The organism is Plantactinospora siamensis, from assembly GCF_042434095.1.
Taxonomy (GTDB): Bacteria; Actinomycetota; Actinomycetes; order Mycobacteriales; family Micromonosporaceae; genus KBS50.
This window is the reverse complement of sequence record NZ_JBHLUE010000036.1, coordinates 75,358-92,023: the sequence shown is the minus strand read 5'-3', so window position 1 is coordinate 92,023 and position 16,666 is coordinate 75,358. Positions and strand designations below refer to the sequence as shown.

Below are 16,666 nucleotides of genomic sequence, written 5' to 3'. Positions count from 1 at the left end.
CGGGGGCCGCGCCCGGGCAAGCCGGGCGCGGCCGATCCCTTACGATCATCCGGCAATGGACCCGCCGGAAATCGGGCTGCCGCGCGCTCGATCAGGGCCGCAGGGGATGGGTGTACGCAGGTGGACACGCGACGGTACGGCAGCGAGCCGGGTAGTCGGTCACGCTCCGGGCGTCTGGCGATTGTTTCGATCGTCTGTGCGCTGGCCGTGCTGGCGCTCGGGGCTTATCTGCTGCACCGCCGGGATGACGCGGCTCAGCGTCCACAGCGGCCGGTGGTGACGGCGGCACCGAGCAGGTCCCCCCGGGTCGCCGTCGTCCGCTACGAGATCAGCGGAAGGGGCCGGGCGACCATCACGTACACGGACCCGGGACGGTCGTCGAACGTGGTCCTCGCCAAGCACCGGCTTCCGTGGCACGTCGAGCTGCCCCGCCAGGCCGTGGACTTTGTTGAGGTCAACGCGACGCGGGAGGCCGGTTCCTACGACAAGGAGTGGACCGCCCGCGTTCTCGTCGATGGCGTGGAAGCCTGCGCCGAGACCAACTCCGCGTACATCAACGTCGGTTGCCAGGCCTTGGTTCCGCCGGTGTAAGGGGCGCGCCTCCGGATTTTCTGGCGGACGCGCCCTGCGCCGTTGAGACGGTCAGGACCGTACGCAGAACTCGTTGCCCTCGGGGTCGGCGAGCAGGTCACCGATCCCGTTGGCCCGCAGCCGCGCCAGCTCGGCGTCGTCGTACGGCGCCACCGCGTACCCGTCCAGGGTCGCCGCCCAGAACCGGGCCAGCGACGGGGGATGGCGGCTGTCGACGACGACGTCATGCAGGCGGGCCACGCCGCGAGGCTAGCGGCGGTTGATGGTCGCCAGCCAGGCCGGCGCGCCGGCCTCGTCGTGGTACGCCGTGCGGAGCCGCTCCGGTTCGATGGCGGCCACCGTCCACCCGTCGGCCGGGTCGAACGCGGCCACGATGTCCTGCCGGCTGACCGGATGCGGGCCGGTGTCGGGCCCCTCGTCGCTGAAGCACAGCAGCTGGACGGTGCCGCCGCTCGCGGTGACCGTCGCCAGGCTGTCCGCGTACGCCCGCCGCTCGTCGCCGTCGAAGGTGTGGAACAGGCCGCAGTCCAGCACGGTGTCGAAGGTGCGTCCCAGCCGTTCCAGGTGCAACGCGTCGCCCAGCACGAACTCGGCCGCGATCTGGAGTTCCTCGGCCTTCTCGCGGGCCATCGCCACGGCCGTCTCCGCCACCTCGACACCCAGCACGGGCAGCCCGAGCGCGGCGATGTGCAGGGCGTTGTCTCCGCTCCCGCAGCCGGCGTCGAGCACCGTACCGGAGAATCCGCCCGCGGCGGCGAGGCGTTCGACCGCCGGCTGCGGTCCGCCGATGTCCCACGGCGCCGGACCGTCCTGGTACGACGCGTCCCACGGCTGGCCGCTGCTGATCTCGTGACTGGTGGGGGGCCGGTCCTGGTGCGGCTCCTCGGCGAGGGTGCCTGATCGCTCCGACAACGTCATCCCCTTTCCGTGATCGACGCCCTACTGTACGTCAATGGTCGTTCGCACGGTGGCCTGGTCGATCTCGGAGACCCGCAGGGTCAGGCTGAGCTGCCAGCGCCCGGGCGCCGGGAAGACCACGTTGCCCAGCCCCTGGTTGCCGAGCAGGCTGCCCACCGGGTTGTCCATCGGCTCGATGCCCCGTTCCGGCAGCGCCGCGGTGACCTTCCACTCCAGCACCGGCAGCGGCTTGCCCTCGGGGGTGTAGACGAACGCGTGCAGCGCGTTGTAGTCGCCGACCTTGGCGGGGAACACCTCGAACTGCACCGAGTAGAGCGAGCAGGTGAGCGTCGTGGCGAAGCCCTCCGCCCGGCTGGCTGCCACGGCCTCCACGTCGACCGTGCGGGCCGGGTTGGTCTGCACCAGCACGGCGCTCACCGCGAGCACCACTGCCGTGATGCCCGCCTCGACGCGGACCAGCCGGACCAGCGCGCCGGGCCGGGCGGCGGCTCCGGGCCGGTCCGCGGCTCCGGGCCGGTCCGCCGTGCCGGGCCGGTCCGCCCGGGGGGTCGGCCCGGCCGCCACGGTCCGCCGGACCAGCCGGCGGGACAGCGCCGCGACGGCCAGGACCGCGGCCAGCAACGCCACCTTGACCAGCAACAACCGGCCGTACGCGGAACCGGTGAGCCCGGACACCGAACCGACCTGCACGATCGCCTGGAGCACCCCGGCCAGCACGAGCCAGTAGACCGACAGGGCGGCGAGCCGGGACCAGCGCGGCAGGACGACCCCCAGTTCCCGCGGGTCGGCGCGGCGCAGCAGGAAGGCCGCGAGGAAGACCAGCCCGCCCAGCCAGACGGCCATGGTGGCCAGGTGCACCACGTCGGCGCCGACCAGCAGCGCCGCCTCCGGTGACGCCGCCGGGTGGCCGCTGAGCGGCCAGGTCAGCAGGCCGGCCAGCGCCAGCGCCAGCAGCATGCTCCCGCGTGCCCGGCCGGTGGCGCGCCGGCGCACCCGGCCGACCTGGCTGGCCAGCGCCGCCGCAACCAGCAGGCGACCGAGCATGGCCAGCCCGAACCCGCTGCCGGCGATCTGCCGGAGCTCCACGGCGGAGACGTCGAGCGGGCCGGCGCCGGAGCTGGCTGGCGCCTGCAGCCAGAACCCGGCGGCGGCGCCGACCGCCAGCAGCGCCAGACCGGCCCGGACCAGGCGTACGGGTCCCCGCCGGGACAGCCGGCGCGGGTACCACCAGGCCAGCATCAACAGCGGGCCGCCGGCCAGCACCAGGCCGAGGTAGCCGAGGTAGCGGGCCACCGGCGTGGCCACCCGGACCACCGGGTCGGTTCCGGTGTCTGCCCGCGGCGCGTTGGCCGAGGGCGCGCCCACGGAGAAGGTGTACGCCCCGGAGATCGGGTGGCTGTCCGCGGAGATCACCCGGTAGCTGACCAGGTACGTCCCCAACGGACGGTCGGTGGCCCGCAGGGCGATCTCGAGGCGGTTCCCGGTCGACACCGGGTCGCCCACGTTGAGCCGCTTGCCGTCCGGGCCGACCACCTGGGTGCGGCCGGGCACGATCCCGACCGACTCGCTGAAGGTCATCACCACCCGCTGCGGCGCGGACGGGATCACCGAGCCCTGCGCCGGGGAGGCGGCGGTGAGCACCGCGTGCGCGCTCGCCGGTCGGGCCGGCCCGGCCAGCGAGCCGAACAGCGCCGCCAGGACCGCCACCAGGCAGCGCAGCACGCGCAGTCGCCGGAGCGACGGTCCCGCCTTCCCGACCGGACCCTCCGCCGCCAGTCTCGCCGCCACCCGTCACCGCCTCCGCTGTCGCCCGCTCAGCAGGGTACGGAGCGCACACCTGGACGGATCAACGAGCCGGCCGCCGGCCGGCCCCGCCCAGAGGGGTTGTTCCGGGCGTCCGCACCGGGTGTAGCCGGCAAGTCCAGGGCCACGGGGAACTTTCCGGCGGCGCCGGACGACCACTGACACGACTCCGAGAACCGAGATCAGCTCGACCAACCGGAAGGGTCGCCCGCAGATGAACCGCTCCCTCGTCCGCCGCGCCGCGGTCGTGTCGGCCGCCGTCACCGCCGCCGCCGTGCTCGGCCTCGCCGGCGCCGCCTCGGCGCACGTGACCGTAAACCCCAACACGGCCGCCCAGGGCGGCTACACCAAGGTGTCGTTCCGGGTGCCGAACGAGAGCGATTCCGCCTCCACCACGAAGGTCGAGGTCAACCTGCCCACCGGCACGCCCGTCGCCTCGGTGTCGCTGAAGCCGCTGCCGGGCTGGACCGCGACCACGGTGAAATCGAAGCTCGCCACCCCGATCAAGACCGATGACGGCGAGATCACCGAGGCCATCACGAAGATCACCTGGACGGCCGGGGCCGGCGCGGACATCAAGCCCGGGCAGTTCCAGGAGTTCGACGTCTCCCTCGGCCCGCTGCCCAGCGCCGACCAGCTCGTGCTCAAGACGCTCCAGACGTACTCCGACGGGTCGATCACCCGGTGGATCGACGAGCCGAGCAGCGACGGGAGCGAGCCGGAGCACCCGGCGCCGGTGCTCAAGCTGACCGCGGCCAAGGGTGGAGACACGGCCGCGCCGACCTCGGCCGCGGCCGCCGCGCCCGCCGGCGACGATTCGGCGGACGAGGGGAGCGACCCGGGCCTGGGCTGGGGGATCGCCGGTCTCGTGCTCGGGGTCATCGCGCTGGCGCTCGCCGTCCTCGCCTACCGCCGCGCCGGTCAGCGCCCGGCGGCCTGAGCCGCGGCGACCGCGTGGACGCATGGGCCAACCGGGGCCTCCGCGGCCGCGGAATATTGTCGGGCCGTCGCGGCGGCCCCTCGGCTACCGTGCCGGGATGAGCGCGAGTCCGTCGCTGGAGTTCCGCACCGATCCCGGCGAGTTCGTCGCCGTGGCCGGGGCTCATCTGGCCGCCGAGCCGGTCATCAACACCGTGGTGGCCACCGAGGCGTACCGGTCACAGACCAGGCGGGCCGAGCGGGTTGCCCCGGCCGACCCGGCCGACCGGCGGGGTTGGTGGCTCGTGGTCCGGGCCGACTCGGGCGCGGTGGTCGGTGCCGGGATGCGGACCGGCAGGTATCCGCCCTACCTGTTGTCGATGCCCGACACGGCCGCCGTGGCCGTCGCCCGGACGCTGCACGGCCGCGGCGAGCAGGTCCTCAAAATCAATGGCGTTCTGCCGGCGGTAGAACGGTGCGCCACCGAGCTGGCCCGGCTCGGCGGGGGCCGGGTCGAGGTCGCCCAGCACTCCCGGCTGCATGAACTGGGCGAACTGTCGGCGCCGGCCGCTGTGCCCGGCCGCCTGGTGCAGGCCACCGAGCATGACCTCGACCTCGTCGCCGAGTGGTTCGAAGCGTTCGACGGTGACGCTGCCGAACAGGCCGGCCGGCCCCGCGATGCCAGCCCGCACGACGCGCCCGACCGGGCCGAGTTGCTCGGCCGGATCCGCGCTGGCGGATTCTGGTTCTGGCTCGACGAGCGCGGCGAGCGGGTGCACCTCACCGGGGCCAACCCGCCGGCCCTCGGGGTGGCCCGGGTGGGCCCGGTGTACACGCCGCCAGCGCAACGCGGACGCGGCTGGGCCAGCAACGCGGTGGCCGAGGTGTCCCGGCGGATCCGCGCCAGGGGCGCCCGGGTGTGCCTGTTCACCGATCAGGCGAACCCGACCTCCAACCGGATCTACGCGGCCCTCGGCTACCGGCCGGTGGCCGACATGGCCAACCTGCTCATCGTCGGCTGACCGTCGCCCCGCGCGGGTCAGCGACACGACCCGAGTCCCCCTCAGGTGTAGCGGGCGCGCAGCTCGCCCCTGATCAGTTTTCCGGCGACGGTTCGCGGCAGGGAGTCGGCGAAGACCACCGACTTCGGCAGCTTGAACCGGCCGAGCCGGCTCGCGAGGAACGCGAGCAACTCGGCCGGCTCGACCTCGGCGCCGGGCCGCCGGACGACGATCGCCCGGCCGACCTCACCCCAGTGCTCGTCGGGCACCCCGATGACGGCGCACTCGGCCACCGCCGGGTGCCGGTAGAGGGCGTCCTCCACCTCGGCGGGGTAGATGTTCTCCCCACCGGAAATGATCAGATCGCCGATCCGGTCCCGGATCGTGACGTACCCGTCCTCGTCGGCCACCCCGACGTCGCCGGTCCGCAGCCAGCCGTCCGGGGACAGCGCCTCGGCCGTGGCGTTCGGCAGCCCCCAGTAGCCGGACATCACGGTCGGCCCGCGAACGAGAATCTCGCCCGGCTCGCCCGCTCCGGCGGGCGCGCCGTCCGGGCGGATCAGCCGCACCTCGGCGAAGAACACCGGCGTGCCGGCCGAGCCGGCCCGGCGCACGCTGTCGTCCCGGCGCAGCAGAAGCACCCCGGGGGACGCCTCGGTCAGGCCGTACCCCTGCAGGAAGCTGACCCCGCGATCCTGCCAGGCCGCGATGACCGCGGCGGGCACCGGGGCGCCGCCGCAGAGGGCCGACCGCACCGACCCGAGGTCCGCGCCCGGCCAGCCGGCCGCGCGGGCCATGGCCAGGAACATCGTCGGTACGCCGAACAGGTACGTCACCCGGTGCCGGGCCACGAGTTCGAGCGCCCGGTCCGGATCGAAGTGCGGGACCAGCACCACCCGGCCGCCCTTGAGCAGGGTGGGCAGCACCGTCTGGTTCAGCGCCGCGACGTGGAACATCGGCGCCACGACCAGCGTCACCTCGTCGGCGGCCAGGTCGACGTCGATGAGCAGGTTGAGGCAGTTCCAGGTGACGTTGCCGTGGGTGAGCAGCGCCCCCTTCGGTCGCCCGGTGGTGCCGGAGGTGTAGAGGATCATGCAGGTGTCGTCCGGCCCCACCTTGTCGCCGGGCTCGGCCGCGCCCTGCGCCGCGCCCCCGGCCAGCATCCGCTCGTACTCGGGGCCGACCTCGACGGTTCGCACGCCGGCGAGGTCGCGCAGCCGGGCCGCGGCCTCGGCCTGCTCCGGAGCCACCACCAGCACGCCGGCGCCGCTGTCGGCCAGCATGAAGGCCAGCTCGGGTACGGCGAGCCGCCAGTTGAGCGGCACGAAGACCGCGCCGAGCCGGCCGGCCGCGAACAGCGTCTCCAGGAACGCCGGATGGTTGGGGCCGAGGTAGCCCACCCGGTCGCCGCGCCGGACACCGAGCCCGGCCAGGCCGCGCGCCACCGCCACGGCCCGCCGGTGCAGGTGCGCGTACGTCCACTCGCGGTCGCCGTACACCACGGCCACCCGGTCCGGGGACATCCGCGCCCGGCGCTCGGTCCACGAGCCGATGCCCCGATCAGACATCGTCGCGTCCCAGTCGGAGCAGCCGGCCGCAGCAGCCTCGCACCCGCAGCGGCGTCGAGCCTGGTGGCACGGCCTCACCTCCATCTGGACGGCGGTCTGGTCCCTATCATGCGACACATAGATAATGGTCGCTGCTGCGGCGGATTGCCGTCCCACCGGGCGGTCGGTGTTCCGCCCGGGGGTGGTCGGGCCCACCTCGCGTCCGATTACCGGACGGACGGTGGGGCGCCCGGGGCAGCAGAGCAAAGCGTCCGGGTCGGGTGGTGGGGGAGCGGCGTCGCCGCCCGCCGGCTTGGCTGTTCCACCGCGTTTGCGCTGGTCAGGGACCCAGTAACGAGCGGGTGCCGACGTGCGGCACGACGATCGGACCGGCATCGCGGGGCGTCCGCGGAATGGGAACGGGTTGTGGCGCCGGTCCAGCAAGAGGCGGCCGCAAGCCGGGACGCTGGGACGCTAGCGAGGTTGCCCGGCCGGTGCGGGGGCGTCGGCCGGGCAGGCGCCGGGGGAGACGCCGGCGAACAGGTCGGCCACCGTGTGTGGGCTGATGTCCGGGGCGGGCTCCGCGGTGAACCGGGCCACCGTGGCCAGCACGTGCCGCAGCGCCGGCCCGGCGAGGCCGTCGTACACGGTCGCGAAGACCTCCCGGGCGTGCTCCCGGAGCCAGCCGGCGGGCATCAGCCGCATGGGCAGCCGGGGGTCCAGCGCCACGAAGCGCCGGTACGTCTCCATCACCTCGGTACGGGCCCGCAGCGCCTCCGTGCCGGAGACGGCGCCCGACCCGATCCGCGGCAGCAGGGGAGTCCACTGATCCACGAAGGACCGGTAGTGCTCGCCGATGGCCGCCACGTCCCAGGCGTCGAGCGGATCCCGGTCGGCCACCCCGGCCAGCGGGACGCCGCGGGCCCGGAACACGGTCATGGCGCCCCGGCTGATCCCGGTCAGCGCGGCGGCTGCGCGTTCGGGCTGGCCGTGCGGGGAGACCCACAGCCCGTCGTACAGCGGCGCGTAGCCGAGCCAGCGCAGCTGGGCGCGCAGCGCGCGTCGCTCGGCGTCCCCCTCGGTGGGCACCGAGAAGGCGATGAGGGTCCAGGTGCCGTCCCAGGACTCGGCCTGGGCGGCGAACCGCACCACGGACCGGCCGCCCACGGCGAGGGCCACGGCCGCCGGCTCGGTCAGCCGGTAGAAGGTGCTCCGCCCGCGGCGGCTGCTCCCGATCACGCCGCGCCGGGCCAGCCGGCTGATCGCGGTGCGAGCGGCGCCGCCGGTCACGCCGGACTCGGTCAGCAGCGCCACGATGGCCGCGGACGGCAACCAGGCCCGGGTCCGCAGGGTGTAGTCGGCCAGCAGCGTCACGGCCAGGCCCTGCGGCGATCCCCCGGCCTGCCGTCGGGGCAGGCGGACCGGATCGACGATGACGTCGGGGAGGATCTCGTCCAGATCGAAGGGGCGCGCCACGAGCGTCTCCGGCGTCCGGGGGCGGGTTCTCCGATCAACTCTAGCCGGAGCCCGGGCCGTGGCGACGATCAGACACATAGCATGTGGCCGATTGACAGTTTTTTGTCCGCTCGGGATACTCAGCGACGTATATCGATGAAACCCCGGGCCGTCCGGCCTCTCCGGCCCACCCGGACCACAACACACGAGGAGATGAGCGCGATGACGAGGATCCGCAGGGCCCTTGCCGGCCTGTCGGTGGCGCTGGCCGTGGGCGGCCTGTCGGTGCTGGTTCCGGCGCTGACCGGACCGGCCGCGGCCGCATCGTTGGTCCAGGTGACCAACTTCGGCAACAACCCCGGCGGCATGGAGATGCACATCTACGTGCCGGACAACCACCCGGCCAACCCCGCCATCGTGGTGGCCATGCACGGCTGCGGCGGCTCCGGGCCGGGCTTCTACTCGGGCAGCGAGTTCGCCTCGCTGGCCGACCGGTACGGCTACATCGTCATCTATCCGAGCGCCGAGCAGCAGGCCGGGTTCGGCAAGTGCTTCGACACGTGGTCGGACGCGGCCAAGCGGCGCGGCGGCGGCAGCGACCCGGTCTCCATCGTCTCGATGGTGACCTACGCCGAGCAGCACTACGGCGGCGACCCGAACCGGGTGTACGCCACCGGAAGCTCGTCCGGCGGCATGATGACCGACGAGATGCTGGCGCTCTACCCGGACGTCTTCAAGGCTGGCGCGGCGTTCATGGGCGTGCCGTTCAACTGCTTCGCCAACGCGGCCGACTATCCGCCCGGCAGCAGCAAGTGCACCGGCGGGAGCATGGACCGCACCCCGCAGCAGTGGGGCGACGCGGTCCGGGCGGCCTACCCGGGCTACACCGGTCCGCGGCCGCGGATCCAGCTCTGGCACGGCACCGCCGACACCCTGGTTCCGTACTCGCTGCTCCAGGAGGACATCGAGCAGTGGACCAACGTGTTCGGGCTGAGCCAGACGCCCACCCGGTCGGACACCCCGCAATCCGGCTGGAACCGCCGGCAGTACGCCGACTCCTCGGGCACCGTTCAGGTCGAGGCGTACAGCATCCAGGGCGCCGGCCACCAGCTGCCGATGTCCGGGATGGCCGCGGTGGCCATCGCGTTCTTCGGGCTGAACGGCGCCAACCCGACGACGCCGCCGCCCACCACGGCGCCCCCCACCACGGCGCCCCCGACCACGGCGCCGCCCACCACGGCGCCCCCGACGAGCAACCCGCCGACCGGCAACCCGCCGAGCGGCGCCTGCTCGGCGACGTACCGGACGATCAACTCGTGGTCCGGTGGTTTCCAGGGTGAGGTCACGGTGACCGCGGGCGGCGCGGCGGTCAACGGCTGGACCGTCCGGTGGACCCTGGCCGGCGGCCAGACCGTCACCCAGGTCTGGAACGGCACGCTGAGCGCCAGCGGAACCTCGGTGTCGGTGCGGAACGCGTCCTACAACGGCTCGATCCCGCCGTCCGGATCCACCACGTTCGGCTTCCTGGCCAACGGCTCCCCGTCCAACCCGACGCTGAGCTGCACCAGCCCGTAGCCGGACATGACGAACGGGTAGCCCGGTGTCCCCGGCCGGGCTACCCGTTCGCGTTCGCGGGACCCTAGTTGCGGGTCCACTTCTGGTCGGTCCCGCCGGTGCAGCTGGCCAGGACGATCGGGGTGCTGTTGGCGGTGCCGCCGCCGTTCGGGGCGAGGCAGAGTCCGGACTGGACGCCGGTGACGGTGCCGTCGCTGTTGGCGTTCCACTGCTGGTTCGTGCCGCCGTTGCAGTCCCAGATGATCACCTTGGTGCCCGGCGTGGTGCCCTGGCCGTAGGCGTCCAGGCACTTGCTGCCGTACACCTGGAACTGCTTGCCGGAGGTGTAGGTCCACTGCTGGTTGGCGCCGCCGTTGCAGTCCCAGAGGGTGACCTGGGTGCCGTTGGTCTGCGACTGGTTCGGCACGTCGACGCAGCGGCTGGCGCTGTTGTTGCGGAGCGGGCCGGTGGAGCCACCCGGGTTCGGGTTGCCGCCCGAGCCGGCCACCACGGACAGGTTGTCGAACTGCGCGGTCTCGCCCTGGCTGGTGCCGAAGCCCACCTGCCCGGCGCCGAACGTCGAATCGCTGGCCGTGCCCACCACGGCGCCGTCGACGGTGGCCGTGATGGCGCCGCCGGAGAACCCGAGGGCGAGGCTGTGCCAGCGGTTGGTGCCCAGCGCCGCGACGCTGCCGCTGCGCAGCGTGGTCAGCTGCCCGGCGGTGTTGTTGCGCAGAATCGACCAGGACCCGGTGTCGGTGACCCGCAGGAAGTAGCCGTTGTAGCGGCCGATCGGGTCCAGGTTCGTCGTGCCGACATGCCCTTCGAGCTGGGCGTAACCCGACTTCTCCAGCAGGACGTCCGCCGAGACGGTGTAGTTGCCCCAGTTCAGGTTCCCGCCGTAGGTGGCCGGGTCGGCGAGGGTCTTCCAGGTGATGGGGGCCTGCGCGGACATCTGCCGCAGGCACATGCCGGTCCGGCCGCCGCCGCAGGAGGCGGTCTCGAAGGCGCCCTGCATGTCCTGCAGGTAGCGCGGCATCCGGGCCGCCGGGTAGCTCTCGAAGTCGTCGGCGTACGGCAGGTTGAGCGAGCCCTGCGCGGGGCTGGCGGCCGTGCCCTTACCCTGCCCGGTGGTGGTGGTGATGCTGTAGAGGTAGCCGGGCTGGACGGTCAGCGAATAGTTGCCGCCCGACGGGGTGATGTCGGTGCTGTGCACGAAGAAGTCGCTCGCGTTGCTGGAGTTGAGGTTGGTGGCCCAGACGTGCACCGCCCCGGTGGACAGCCCGCCGGTGACGGTGAAGTTCAGCTGCTGGGCGGCCGTGGCGTCCATCGTCTCGATGATCGTGCTGTAGTCGCTGTTGTTGGTCGACTTCAGCGACACGTAGCTGCCGTTGTTGCGGTTGCCGCCGAGGTATCCGCTGGACGAGTCCAGGTAGTGCCAGCCGGGCGCGGTGAACTGGGTGGTGTGCGCGAGCGCCCAGCTGTCCTTGCCGACGGAATACCAGCCGGACCAGGGCTGGTTGGCCAGGATCAGTCCGACGGTGGCCCACGGGAGGTTCGGGGTGATCGCCGCGATCAGGTCCCAGTTGAGGTAGGCGACCATCTTCCCGTCGAGGTAGCCGCGGTTGATGCCCCGGGCGAGGGGCTTCGCGCCGTCGTTGTAGTCCTGCGAGCCGCCCTCGGAGTCCCACAGGGCCTCGCCGGAGTTGGTGGCGTTGGCCGACACCGTGCAGGTGGACTGCGCGGCGAGGTAGCCGCAGGGGTAGTGCCCGGACAGCACGTCGATCGCGTTCTTCAACGCCGAGTTGTTGACCACGGTGTTGGCCGGCCCCCAGTCGCCGGGCCAGGAGTCACCGAAAATGATCTTCACGCCTGCGTAGCCGTTGCTGTTCAACGCGTTGCGCAGGTTGATCGTCCAGTTCGCGTCGGTCTGCTTTTCGTTCTGCGCGGCGGTGATGTAGTCCATGGTCAGGTTGTGCTGTTTGGCGCAGCCCAGCCAGTCCACGAAATAATTGATCATGTCCTGGGACATGAAGGTGCCGTTGCCGATCCACCCCGGCGCGCCCCAGGGCAGGGCCGCCAGCTTGATGTTCGGGTTGCGGGCCTTGGCCTGCTCCATGATCCACCACTCGTACCCGCGGTTGCAGTTCAGGTCGCCGCGGGTGTGCTCGTGGCTGGGCTCCGACCCGGAGGTGGAGTTGGTGTCCCCACCCATCTCCACCTTGAGGATCTGCAACGCCGCCCCGTAACCGGGCTTGAACAGGTAGTCCAGGATCTGTCCGCGCTGCGGCTCCGGATAGTCGATCAGCAGGCGGCTGTTCCCGCCACCGCCGCTGACCGCGCCCACCCCGTCGAACGCCTTGCCTCCGGAGCCGCCGTTGATCGTGATCGACGTGGCCGCCAACGCCGGCGTCGCGGTCACCGCGACCAGACCGGTGGCGGCGACGACCGTGCCGACTATCGCCGCCCCCGCCGCCTTCCGGCCGCGGAGGAACTGCTGGAGTCTGGACATGGTGTGAGGTCCCTTCGGTGGTGGGTGGCGGTCAGCCGGCGGCGACGATCTTCCACTGCTGGTTGGTGCTGTTGGTGTCGCCGTACTGGACCAGCGGGGCGCCGCTGGCGCCGTTGCCGGCGCCGTCGACGTAGAGCCCGGTGGCGCGGTTGCGGATCCGTACGTTGTTGGCGTCGGTGAGCACCGACCACTGCTGGTTGGTGCTGCCGGAGGCCGCGTACTGGCCCACCGCGGCGCCGTTGCCGGTGCGGCCCATCCCGTCCAGATAGAGCCCGGTGGCGCGGTTGCGGATCCGGACGTAGCTGCCGTAGTTCTCCACGACCCACTGCTCGTTGGCGTTGGCCGCGTCGCCGCCCTGGGCGGCGGTCGATCCGTTGCCGGTGGCGCCCTGGCCGTCGACGTACCGGCCCGTGCTGGCGTTGCGGATCGCCACGTACGTGCCGCCGCCGTCGCCGATGCCCCAGGCGTACCGCAGCCGGGTCAGACCCGAGGCGTTGGGCAGGGTCAGCTGGATGCCCGAGCCGCTCCCGGTCCGGTTGGTCATGCTGTACCAGTCGCCGTCCCGCAGCCCGGGCCAGTACACGCTGCCCACCCCGAGGGTGCGCAGTTGGCTGCTCACCCCCCGGATGTAGTCGGCGAAGAAGGATCCGCTGGGGATGCTGTAGTCGATCGGGTCGTAGGTGACGCCGTTCTTGCTGCCCCGGGTCATCGGGCCGCCCCACTCGGTCACCACGGTCCGGCCGGCGTACGCGCCGATGTAGCCGTTGATGTGGTTGGCCCAGGAATTCTCGTCCTCGAAGCCGGCGAAGAACGAGTAGTCGTGGATGGCGATCAGGGTGCCGTTCAGCCGGGAGTCCCGACCCACCGGCGCGGCGTCCTGGGCGAGGCCGGACCCGTCCAGGATCACCCGGTCCCGCGGCACGCTCGGATACCGGTTCAGCCAGTCGTTGTACAGGTTGGCCAGGTCGGTGGCGCCGTACCCGGACGGCTCGTTGATGACCTCGAAGTAGGCGTTGGGGTTGCCGGCGTACTTCCCGACGATCCGGTCCCACATCTGGTAGAACGCGCTTCCGTTGGCCGGCCGCCCGCCGCTGTACGCCCAGTAGGTCAGGAACACGTTGCCCTTGCCGAGCGCGGTGTCGATGGCCCCGGTGTACGTCCCCCAGTAGCTGGCCACGGTCGGCTCGTTGACCGGCATCCGCACCGTGTTGGCGCCGGTGAGCGAGTACATCTGCCCCACGACCCGGTCGGCCACCGTGGCGGCCGAGGCGTACGTGTCGGCCGGCCCCAGGCCGGAGACGTAGAGGACGCCGTTGACGAAGTTGTCCCGCTGGTCGGCCCAGTTGACGCCCCGGAACTGGCTGGTGGCCGCGTCCGCCCGGTCCGGCCGGATGGCCACCGCGGCGACCGTGCCGACCGCGGCCAGCGCGCCGGCCAGCAGCAGCCCGAGGGTTCTGGACGGGCGCGTGCGGCGGGTTCGGAATCCGATTCGCATGTCTGTCTCCCCGGAGATCCTCGGCCTCAGCGCAGGGCCCACTGCTGGTTGGCGCCGCCGTTGCAGGACCAGAGGATGAGTTTGGTGCCGTTGGTGGTGCCGGCGCCGTTGGCGTCGAGGCACAGGCCGGATTGCACGCCGGTGATGGTGCCGTTGGCGTTGAGGTTCCATTGCTGGTTGGTCTGGCCGTTGCAGTCCCAGATGATCACGGTGGTGCCGTTGGTGGTGCCGCGGCCGTTGGCGTCCAGGCACTTGGTGCCGTACACCTGCAGTTGTTTGCCGGTGGTGTAGGTGAAGCGCTGGTTGGTGGCGCCGGAGCAGTCCCAGAGCTGGACCTGGGTGCCGTTGGTGGTGGTCGAGTTGGGCACGTCGACGCACCGGCCGGACTGCCCGCCCACGATCTGCTGACCACCGCCGGGCGGCGGGGTGGTCGGGCCGCCGGTGGGCGGCGGGGTGGTCGGGCTCGAGCCCTGCGGGCCGGCGTTGTTCATCACGGTCTGCGCGCCGGCGGGCCAGTTGCCGTTGCTCACCACCGTGTTGCCGGAGACCACGTTGCCCCGGTCACCGTTGCTGACGTTGGTGCTGCCGTTGGTCGACCAGTTGTTGGTGACGGTCCAGTTGCCCTGGTTCTCGCCGCCGCCGTAGTTGGCGGTGAGCCAGGTGCCGGTGTTCGAGAAGACGTTGTTGGTGACCGTGTAGTACTTCGATCCCTCGTCGAAGTAGACGCCGAAGTACCCGTTGGTCCGCAGGCAGTAGTTTTCGCTGATCAGCGCGTTCGGGTCCCAGCTGAGCGTGTAGATGCAGCCGCCGTCGTTCATCTGCTGCATGACGTCGTGGACGTAGTTGCCGATGACCCGGTTGTTGGACGCCGTGGTGGGGGTGGAGTATCGCGGCTGGTAGTTGTACAGGCCGCGGTTGGCGTACTGGTTGTTGCCGCCGGCGTCGTTGGCGCCCCAGCCGTACCCGATGGTCAGGCCCGAATACGGCAGGTTGTAGATCTCGTTGTGGCTGATCGTGGCGTTGGTGACGTATGTCGGCAGGACCGAGCTGATGCCCCGGTAGTCCACGCCGATGTCGTGGATTCGGCTGTTGCTGACCGTGATGTCCCGATTGATCATCCGGGAGTCGCTCGGGTGGTGGGCGTCGGCGCGTACCCCGCCGATGACCAGCCCGCCGGCCGCGTTCCGGGTGATCTCGGAGCGGGTGATCGTGATCCCGCTCGCGCCCAGCCCGACGCCGCTGGCGTGCGCGTTGGCGTCGTTGCCGATCCCGATCGCGGTCTGGCCCAGGTTGACGAACTGGGAGTCGCTGAACGTGATGGTGTTGGCCGCCGATATCTGCACCGCGGCCGGCATCTGGTACCAGTTCGGCCGGGCCGCCTCGAACTGCTGGCAGCCGGAGGAGCAGGCGCCGAAGGACGGCCAGGACCAGTTGCCGGCGATGTACGAGCCGGTCTGCTGGTCGACGTAGCCCTGGTTGCTGCTCGGGCCGAGCCAACTGGTGCCGGTGAAGGTGATGCCGGAGAACGCGATGTGGTGCGCCGGCGCGTCGTACGTGCCGCCGACGTCGACCAGGGACTGCACCAGCGGGAACTCGACGTCGACGCTGCTCATGTTCTCGCCGGACCGGGGGATGTAGTACAGCGTGCCGGTGCCGGTGTTGACGTACCACTCGCCGGGCGAGTCGAGGAACTCGTACGCGTTGGCCAGGTAGAACGGGCCGGCGCGGAACGGGCTCATCAGGGTGTCGTAGCCGAAGTTGTTGTTGTTCCACGCCGGCTGCTGCATGGTCAACATGCCACCGCTGATGCTCTGCACCGGCGAGTAGCGGTCGGTGAAGGAGTTCACGCCCTCCACCTCGACGCGGTTCTGGTTGGCCACGTTGTTCAGGTAGTTGAGATTCCCGTTGGTGATCCGCAGCCCGCTGGCCGAGGCGCTGAAGTCCGACCGGCTCACCTGGGTGCGCGCCCGGGTGGCGATCGCGCCGTTGACGTACAGCTGCCGGGTGTCCAGTCCCGCGCCGACGCTGGCCTGCCAGATGTTCTTCCCGGCGTCCGCGACCGACCAGCCGGTGACCTGCTTCGCCCCGCTGATCGCCGGGTGCGCGCCGGGAGCGGCCTGCCAGCGCACGGTGTGCCCGCCGGTGCCGGAGTCGGCCGCGGTGAAGCGCAGCGGCGAGGTCACCCGGTACACCCCGTCGGCGAGCTGCACCACGATGTCGTCCGACATGCCGCCGACCGCCGCCCGCACCGCGGCCTGCGCCCCGGACAGCGAACAGGGTTGCTCGGCCGAGCACGCGCTGCCGGCGCCGCCCGGTGCGGCGTACAGGGTGGTGGTGGCCGCCAGCGCCGGGCCCGCGAGGGCCACCGCGGCGCCCGCGGCGGTCAGGGCCGCGGCGGCGAGGCAGGCCAGGACCGGCCTGCGCGGGGGCGGTACGGAAGTCTGCACGGGTGCTCCTCGGGTCGAAAGAGGGCGAGCGGGGATGGCCGAGCGGGGACGCATGGGATCCGCGGCCGCCCGAGGCCGCGGGGGATCCAGCGCGAGGTGACGTCGACCGGGTGCCCGAGGCCCGGTGCCGCGTCCTGTCGGGTACGACTGACAGCCCGTCAATCGAACCGGCTCGGCCCGAACATAGGCCCGCCTAAAGCGGGTGTCAAGCAGCGTTCATCGATGTATTCGGGCCGGGCGAGGGTCGCCGTCGGGACGGATCCGGTTTGCCTCCGGCGGCCGAAACGGCAGCCCGAGGCGGTTGATGGCCGGCCGGATCCGACCGTCGGACCCTGCGCGCGCGGCCGGTCCGATCGGTAAGGCGGGGTAAATGAGTATGAAATATCTCCGTTGCCCGCTCCTCCCTCCCGCGACGCCGGTCGGCG

The 16,666-nt window shown here is 71.9% G+C and carries 12 protein-coding genes; 4 read left to right on the top strand and 8 right to left on the bottom strand.

Annotated elements, in window-relative coordinates; genetic code table 11:
- Nucleotides 1–120 precede the first annotated feature (120 nt).
- Nucleotides 121–591 carry an MmpS family transport accessory protein gene (locus ACFFHU_RS31350; RefSeq protein WP_377344170.1) on the top strand — a complete coding sequence of 157 codons (471 nt, stop codon included), beginning with the start codon at nt 121–123 and terminating at the stop codon, nt 589–591.
- A gap of 51 nt (nt 592–642) precedes the next feature.
- On the opposite strand, the gene ACFFHU_RS31345 is transcribed toward ACFFHU_RS31350, so the two are convergent.
- From ACFFHU_RS31345 to ACFFHU_RS31335, 3 genes are read right to left on the bottom strand one after another with little or no spacing between them, the layout of a single operon-like run.
- On the bottom strand, nt 643–831 hold the full coding sequence (locus tag ACFFHU_RS31345) for a hypothetical protein (RefSeq protein ID WP_377344169.1): 189 nt from the start codon (nt 829–831) through the stop codon (nt 643–645).
- 9 nt (nt 832–840) lie between these two features.
- Complete coding sequence (locus tag ACFFHU_RS31340; RefSeq protein ID WP_377344168.1) at nt 841–1,503, bottom strand: class I SAM-dependent methyltransferase; 663 nt, start codon at nt 1,501–1,503, stop codon at nt 841–843.
- 27 nt (nt 1,504–1,530) lie between these two features.
- Nucleotides 1,531–3,297 (bottom strand): copper resistance CopC/CopD family protein, encoded by a 1,767-nt coding sequence (locus ACFFHU_RS31335; RefSeq protein WP_446687017.1) that lies wholly within the window; start codon nt 3,295–3,297, stop codon nt 1,531–1,533.
- A gap of 229 nt (nt 3,298–3,526) precedes the next feature.
- On the opposite strand from ACFFHU_RS31335, the gene ACFFHU_RS31330 reads away from it, so the two are divergent.
- Together ACFFHU_RS31330 and ACFFHU_RS31325 are read left to right on the top strand one after the other, a co-directional pair.
- Nucleotides 3,527–4,252, top strand: a complete 726-nt coding sequence (locus ACFFHU_RS31330; protein WP_377344166.1) for a YcnI family protein — start codon at nt 3,527–3,529, stop codon at nt 4,250–4,252.
- A 97-nt stretch (nt 4,253–4,349) separates the two neighbouring features.
- Complete coding sequence (locus ACFFHU_RS31325; RefSeq protein ID WP_377344165.1) at nt 4,350–5,252, top strand: GNAT family N-acetyltransferase; 903 nt, start codon at nt 4,350–4,352, stop codon at nt 5,250–5,252.
- 41 nt (nt 5,253–5,293) lie between these two features.
- Here ACFFHU_RS31325 and ACFFHU_RS31320 read toward each other — a convergent pair whose 3' ends face one another.
- Nucleotides 5,294–6,799 carry an acyl-CoA synthetase gene (locus tag ACFFHU_RS31320; protein ID WP_377344164.1) on the bottom strand — a complete coding sequence of 502 codons (1,506 nt, stop codon included), beginning with the start codon at nt 6,797–6,799 and terminating at the stop codon, nt 5,294–5,296.
- A gap of 453 nt (nt 6,800–7,252) precedes the next feature.
- Complete coding sequence (locus tag ACFFHU_RS31315; protein WP_377344163.1) at nt 7,253–8,254, bottom strand: PaaX family transcriptional regulator; 1,002 nt, start codon at nt 8,252–8,254, stop codon at nt 7,253–7,255.
- A 201-nt stretch (nt 8,255–8,455) separates the two neighbouring features.
- Between ACFFHU_RS31315 and ACFFHU_RS31310 the strand changes: the two genes are divergently transcribed.
- Nucleotides 8,456–9,808 carry an extracellular catalytic domain type 1 short-chain-length polyhydroxyalkanoate depolymerase gene (locus ACFFHU_RS31310; protein WP_377344162.1) on the top strand — a complete coding sequence of 451 codons (1,353 nt, stop codon included), beginning with the start codon at nt 8,456–8,458 and terminating at the stop codon, nt 9,806–9,808.
- A gap of 64 nt (nt 9,809–9,872) precedes the next feature.
- Here the strand turns inward: ACFFHU_RS31310 and ACFFHU_RS31305 are convergent, their stop codons facing one another.
- The 3 genes from ACFFHU_RS31305 to ACFFHU_RS31295 are packed head-to-tail and all read right to left on the bottom strand — an operon-like array spanning nt 9,873 to nt 16,295.
- Nucleotides 9,873–12,299, bottom strand: coding sequence for a ricin-type beta-trefoil lectin domain protein (locus ACFFHU_RS31305; RefSeq protein ID WP_377344161.1), 2,427 nt, complete (start codon nt 12,297–12,299; stop codon nt 9,873–9,875).
- Between the two features lie 31 nt (nt 12,300–12,330).
- Nucleotides 12,331–13,794 carry an RICIN domain-containing protein gene (locus ACFFHU_RS31300; protein ID WP_377344159.1) on the bottom strand — a complete coding sequence of 488 codons (1,464 nt, stop codon included), beginning with the start codon at nt 13,792–13,794 and terminating at the stop codon, nt 12,331–12,333.
- Nucleotides 13,795–13,820: 26 nt separating this feature from the next.
- Nucleotides 13,821–16,295: a ricin-type beta-trefoil lectin domain protein gene (locus tag ACFFHU_RS31295; protein ID WP_446687016.1), complete on the bottom strand. Its 2,475-nt coding sequence runs from the start codon at nt 16,293–16,295 to the stop codon at nt 13,821–13,823.
- Nucleotides 16,296–16,666 lie beyond the last annotated feature (371 nt).

What these genes read in the sequence shown, in the direction of transcription:
- ACFFHU_RS31320 (WP_377344164.1), bottom strand. Translation starts at nt 6,799, where the DNA reads ATGTCTGATCGGGGCATCGGCTCGTGGACCGAGCGCCGGGCGCGGATG.
- ACFFHU_RS31325 (WP_377344165.1), top strand. Translation starts at nt 4,350, where the DNA reads ATGAGCGCGAGTCCGTCGCTGGAGTTCCGCACCGATCCCGGCGAGTTC.
- ACFFHU_RS31310 (WP_377344162.1), top strand. Translation starts at nt 8,456, where the DNA reads ATGACGAGGATCCGCAGGGCCCTTGCCGGCCTGTCGGTGGCGCTGGCC.
- ACFFHU_RS31305 (WP_377344161.1), bottom strand. Translation starts at nt 12,299, where the DNA reads ATGTCCAGACTCCAGCAGTTCCTCCGCGGCCGGAAGGCGGCGGGGGCG.
- ACFFHU_RS31330 (WP_377344166.1), top strand. Translation starts at nt 3,527, where the DNA reads ATGAACCGCTCCCTCGTCCGCCGCGCCGCGGTCGTGTCGGCCGCCGTC.
- ACFFHU_RS31300 (WP_377344159.1), bottom strand. Translation starts at nt 13,794, where the DNA reads ATGCGAATCGGATTCCGAACCCGCCGCACGCGCCCGTCCAGAACCCTC.
- ACFFHU_RS31295 (WP_446687016.1), bottom strand. Translation starts at nt 16,295, where the DNA reads ATGCGTCCCCGCTCGGCCATCCCCGCTCGCCCTCTTTCGACCCGAGGA.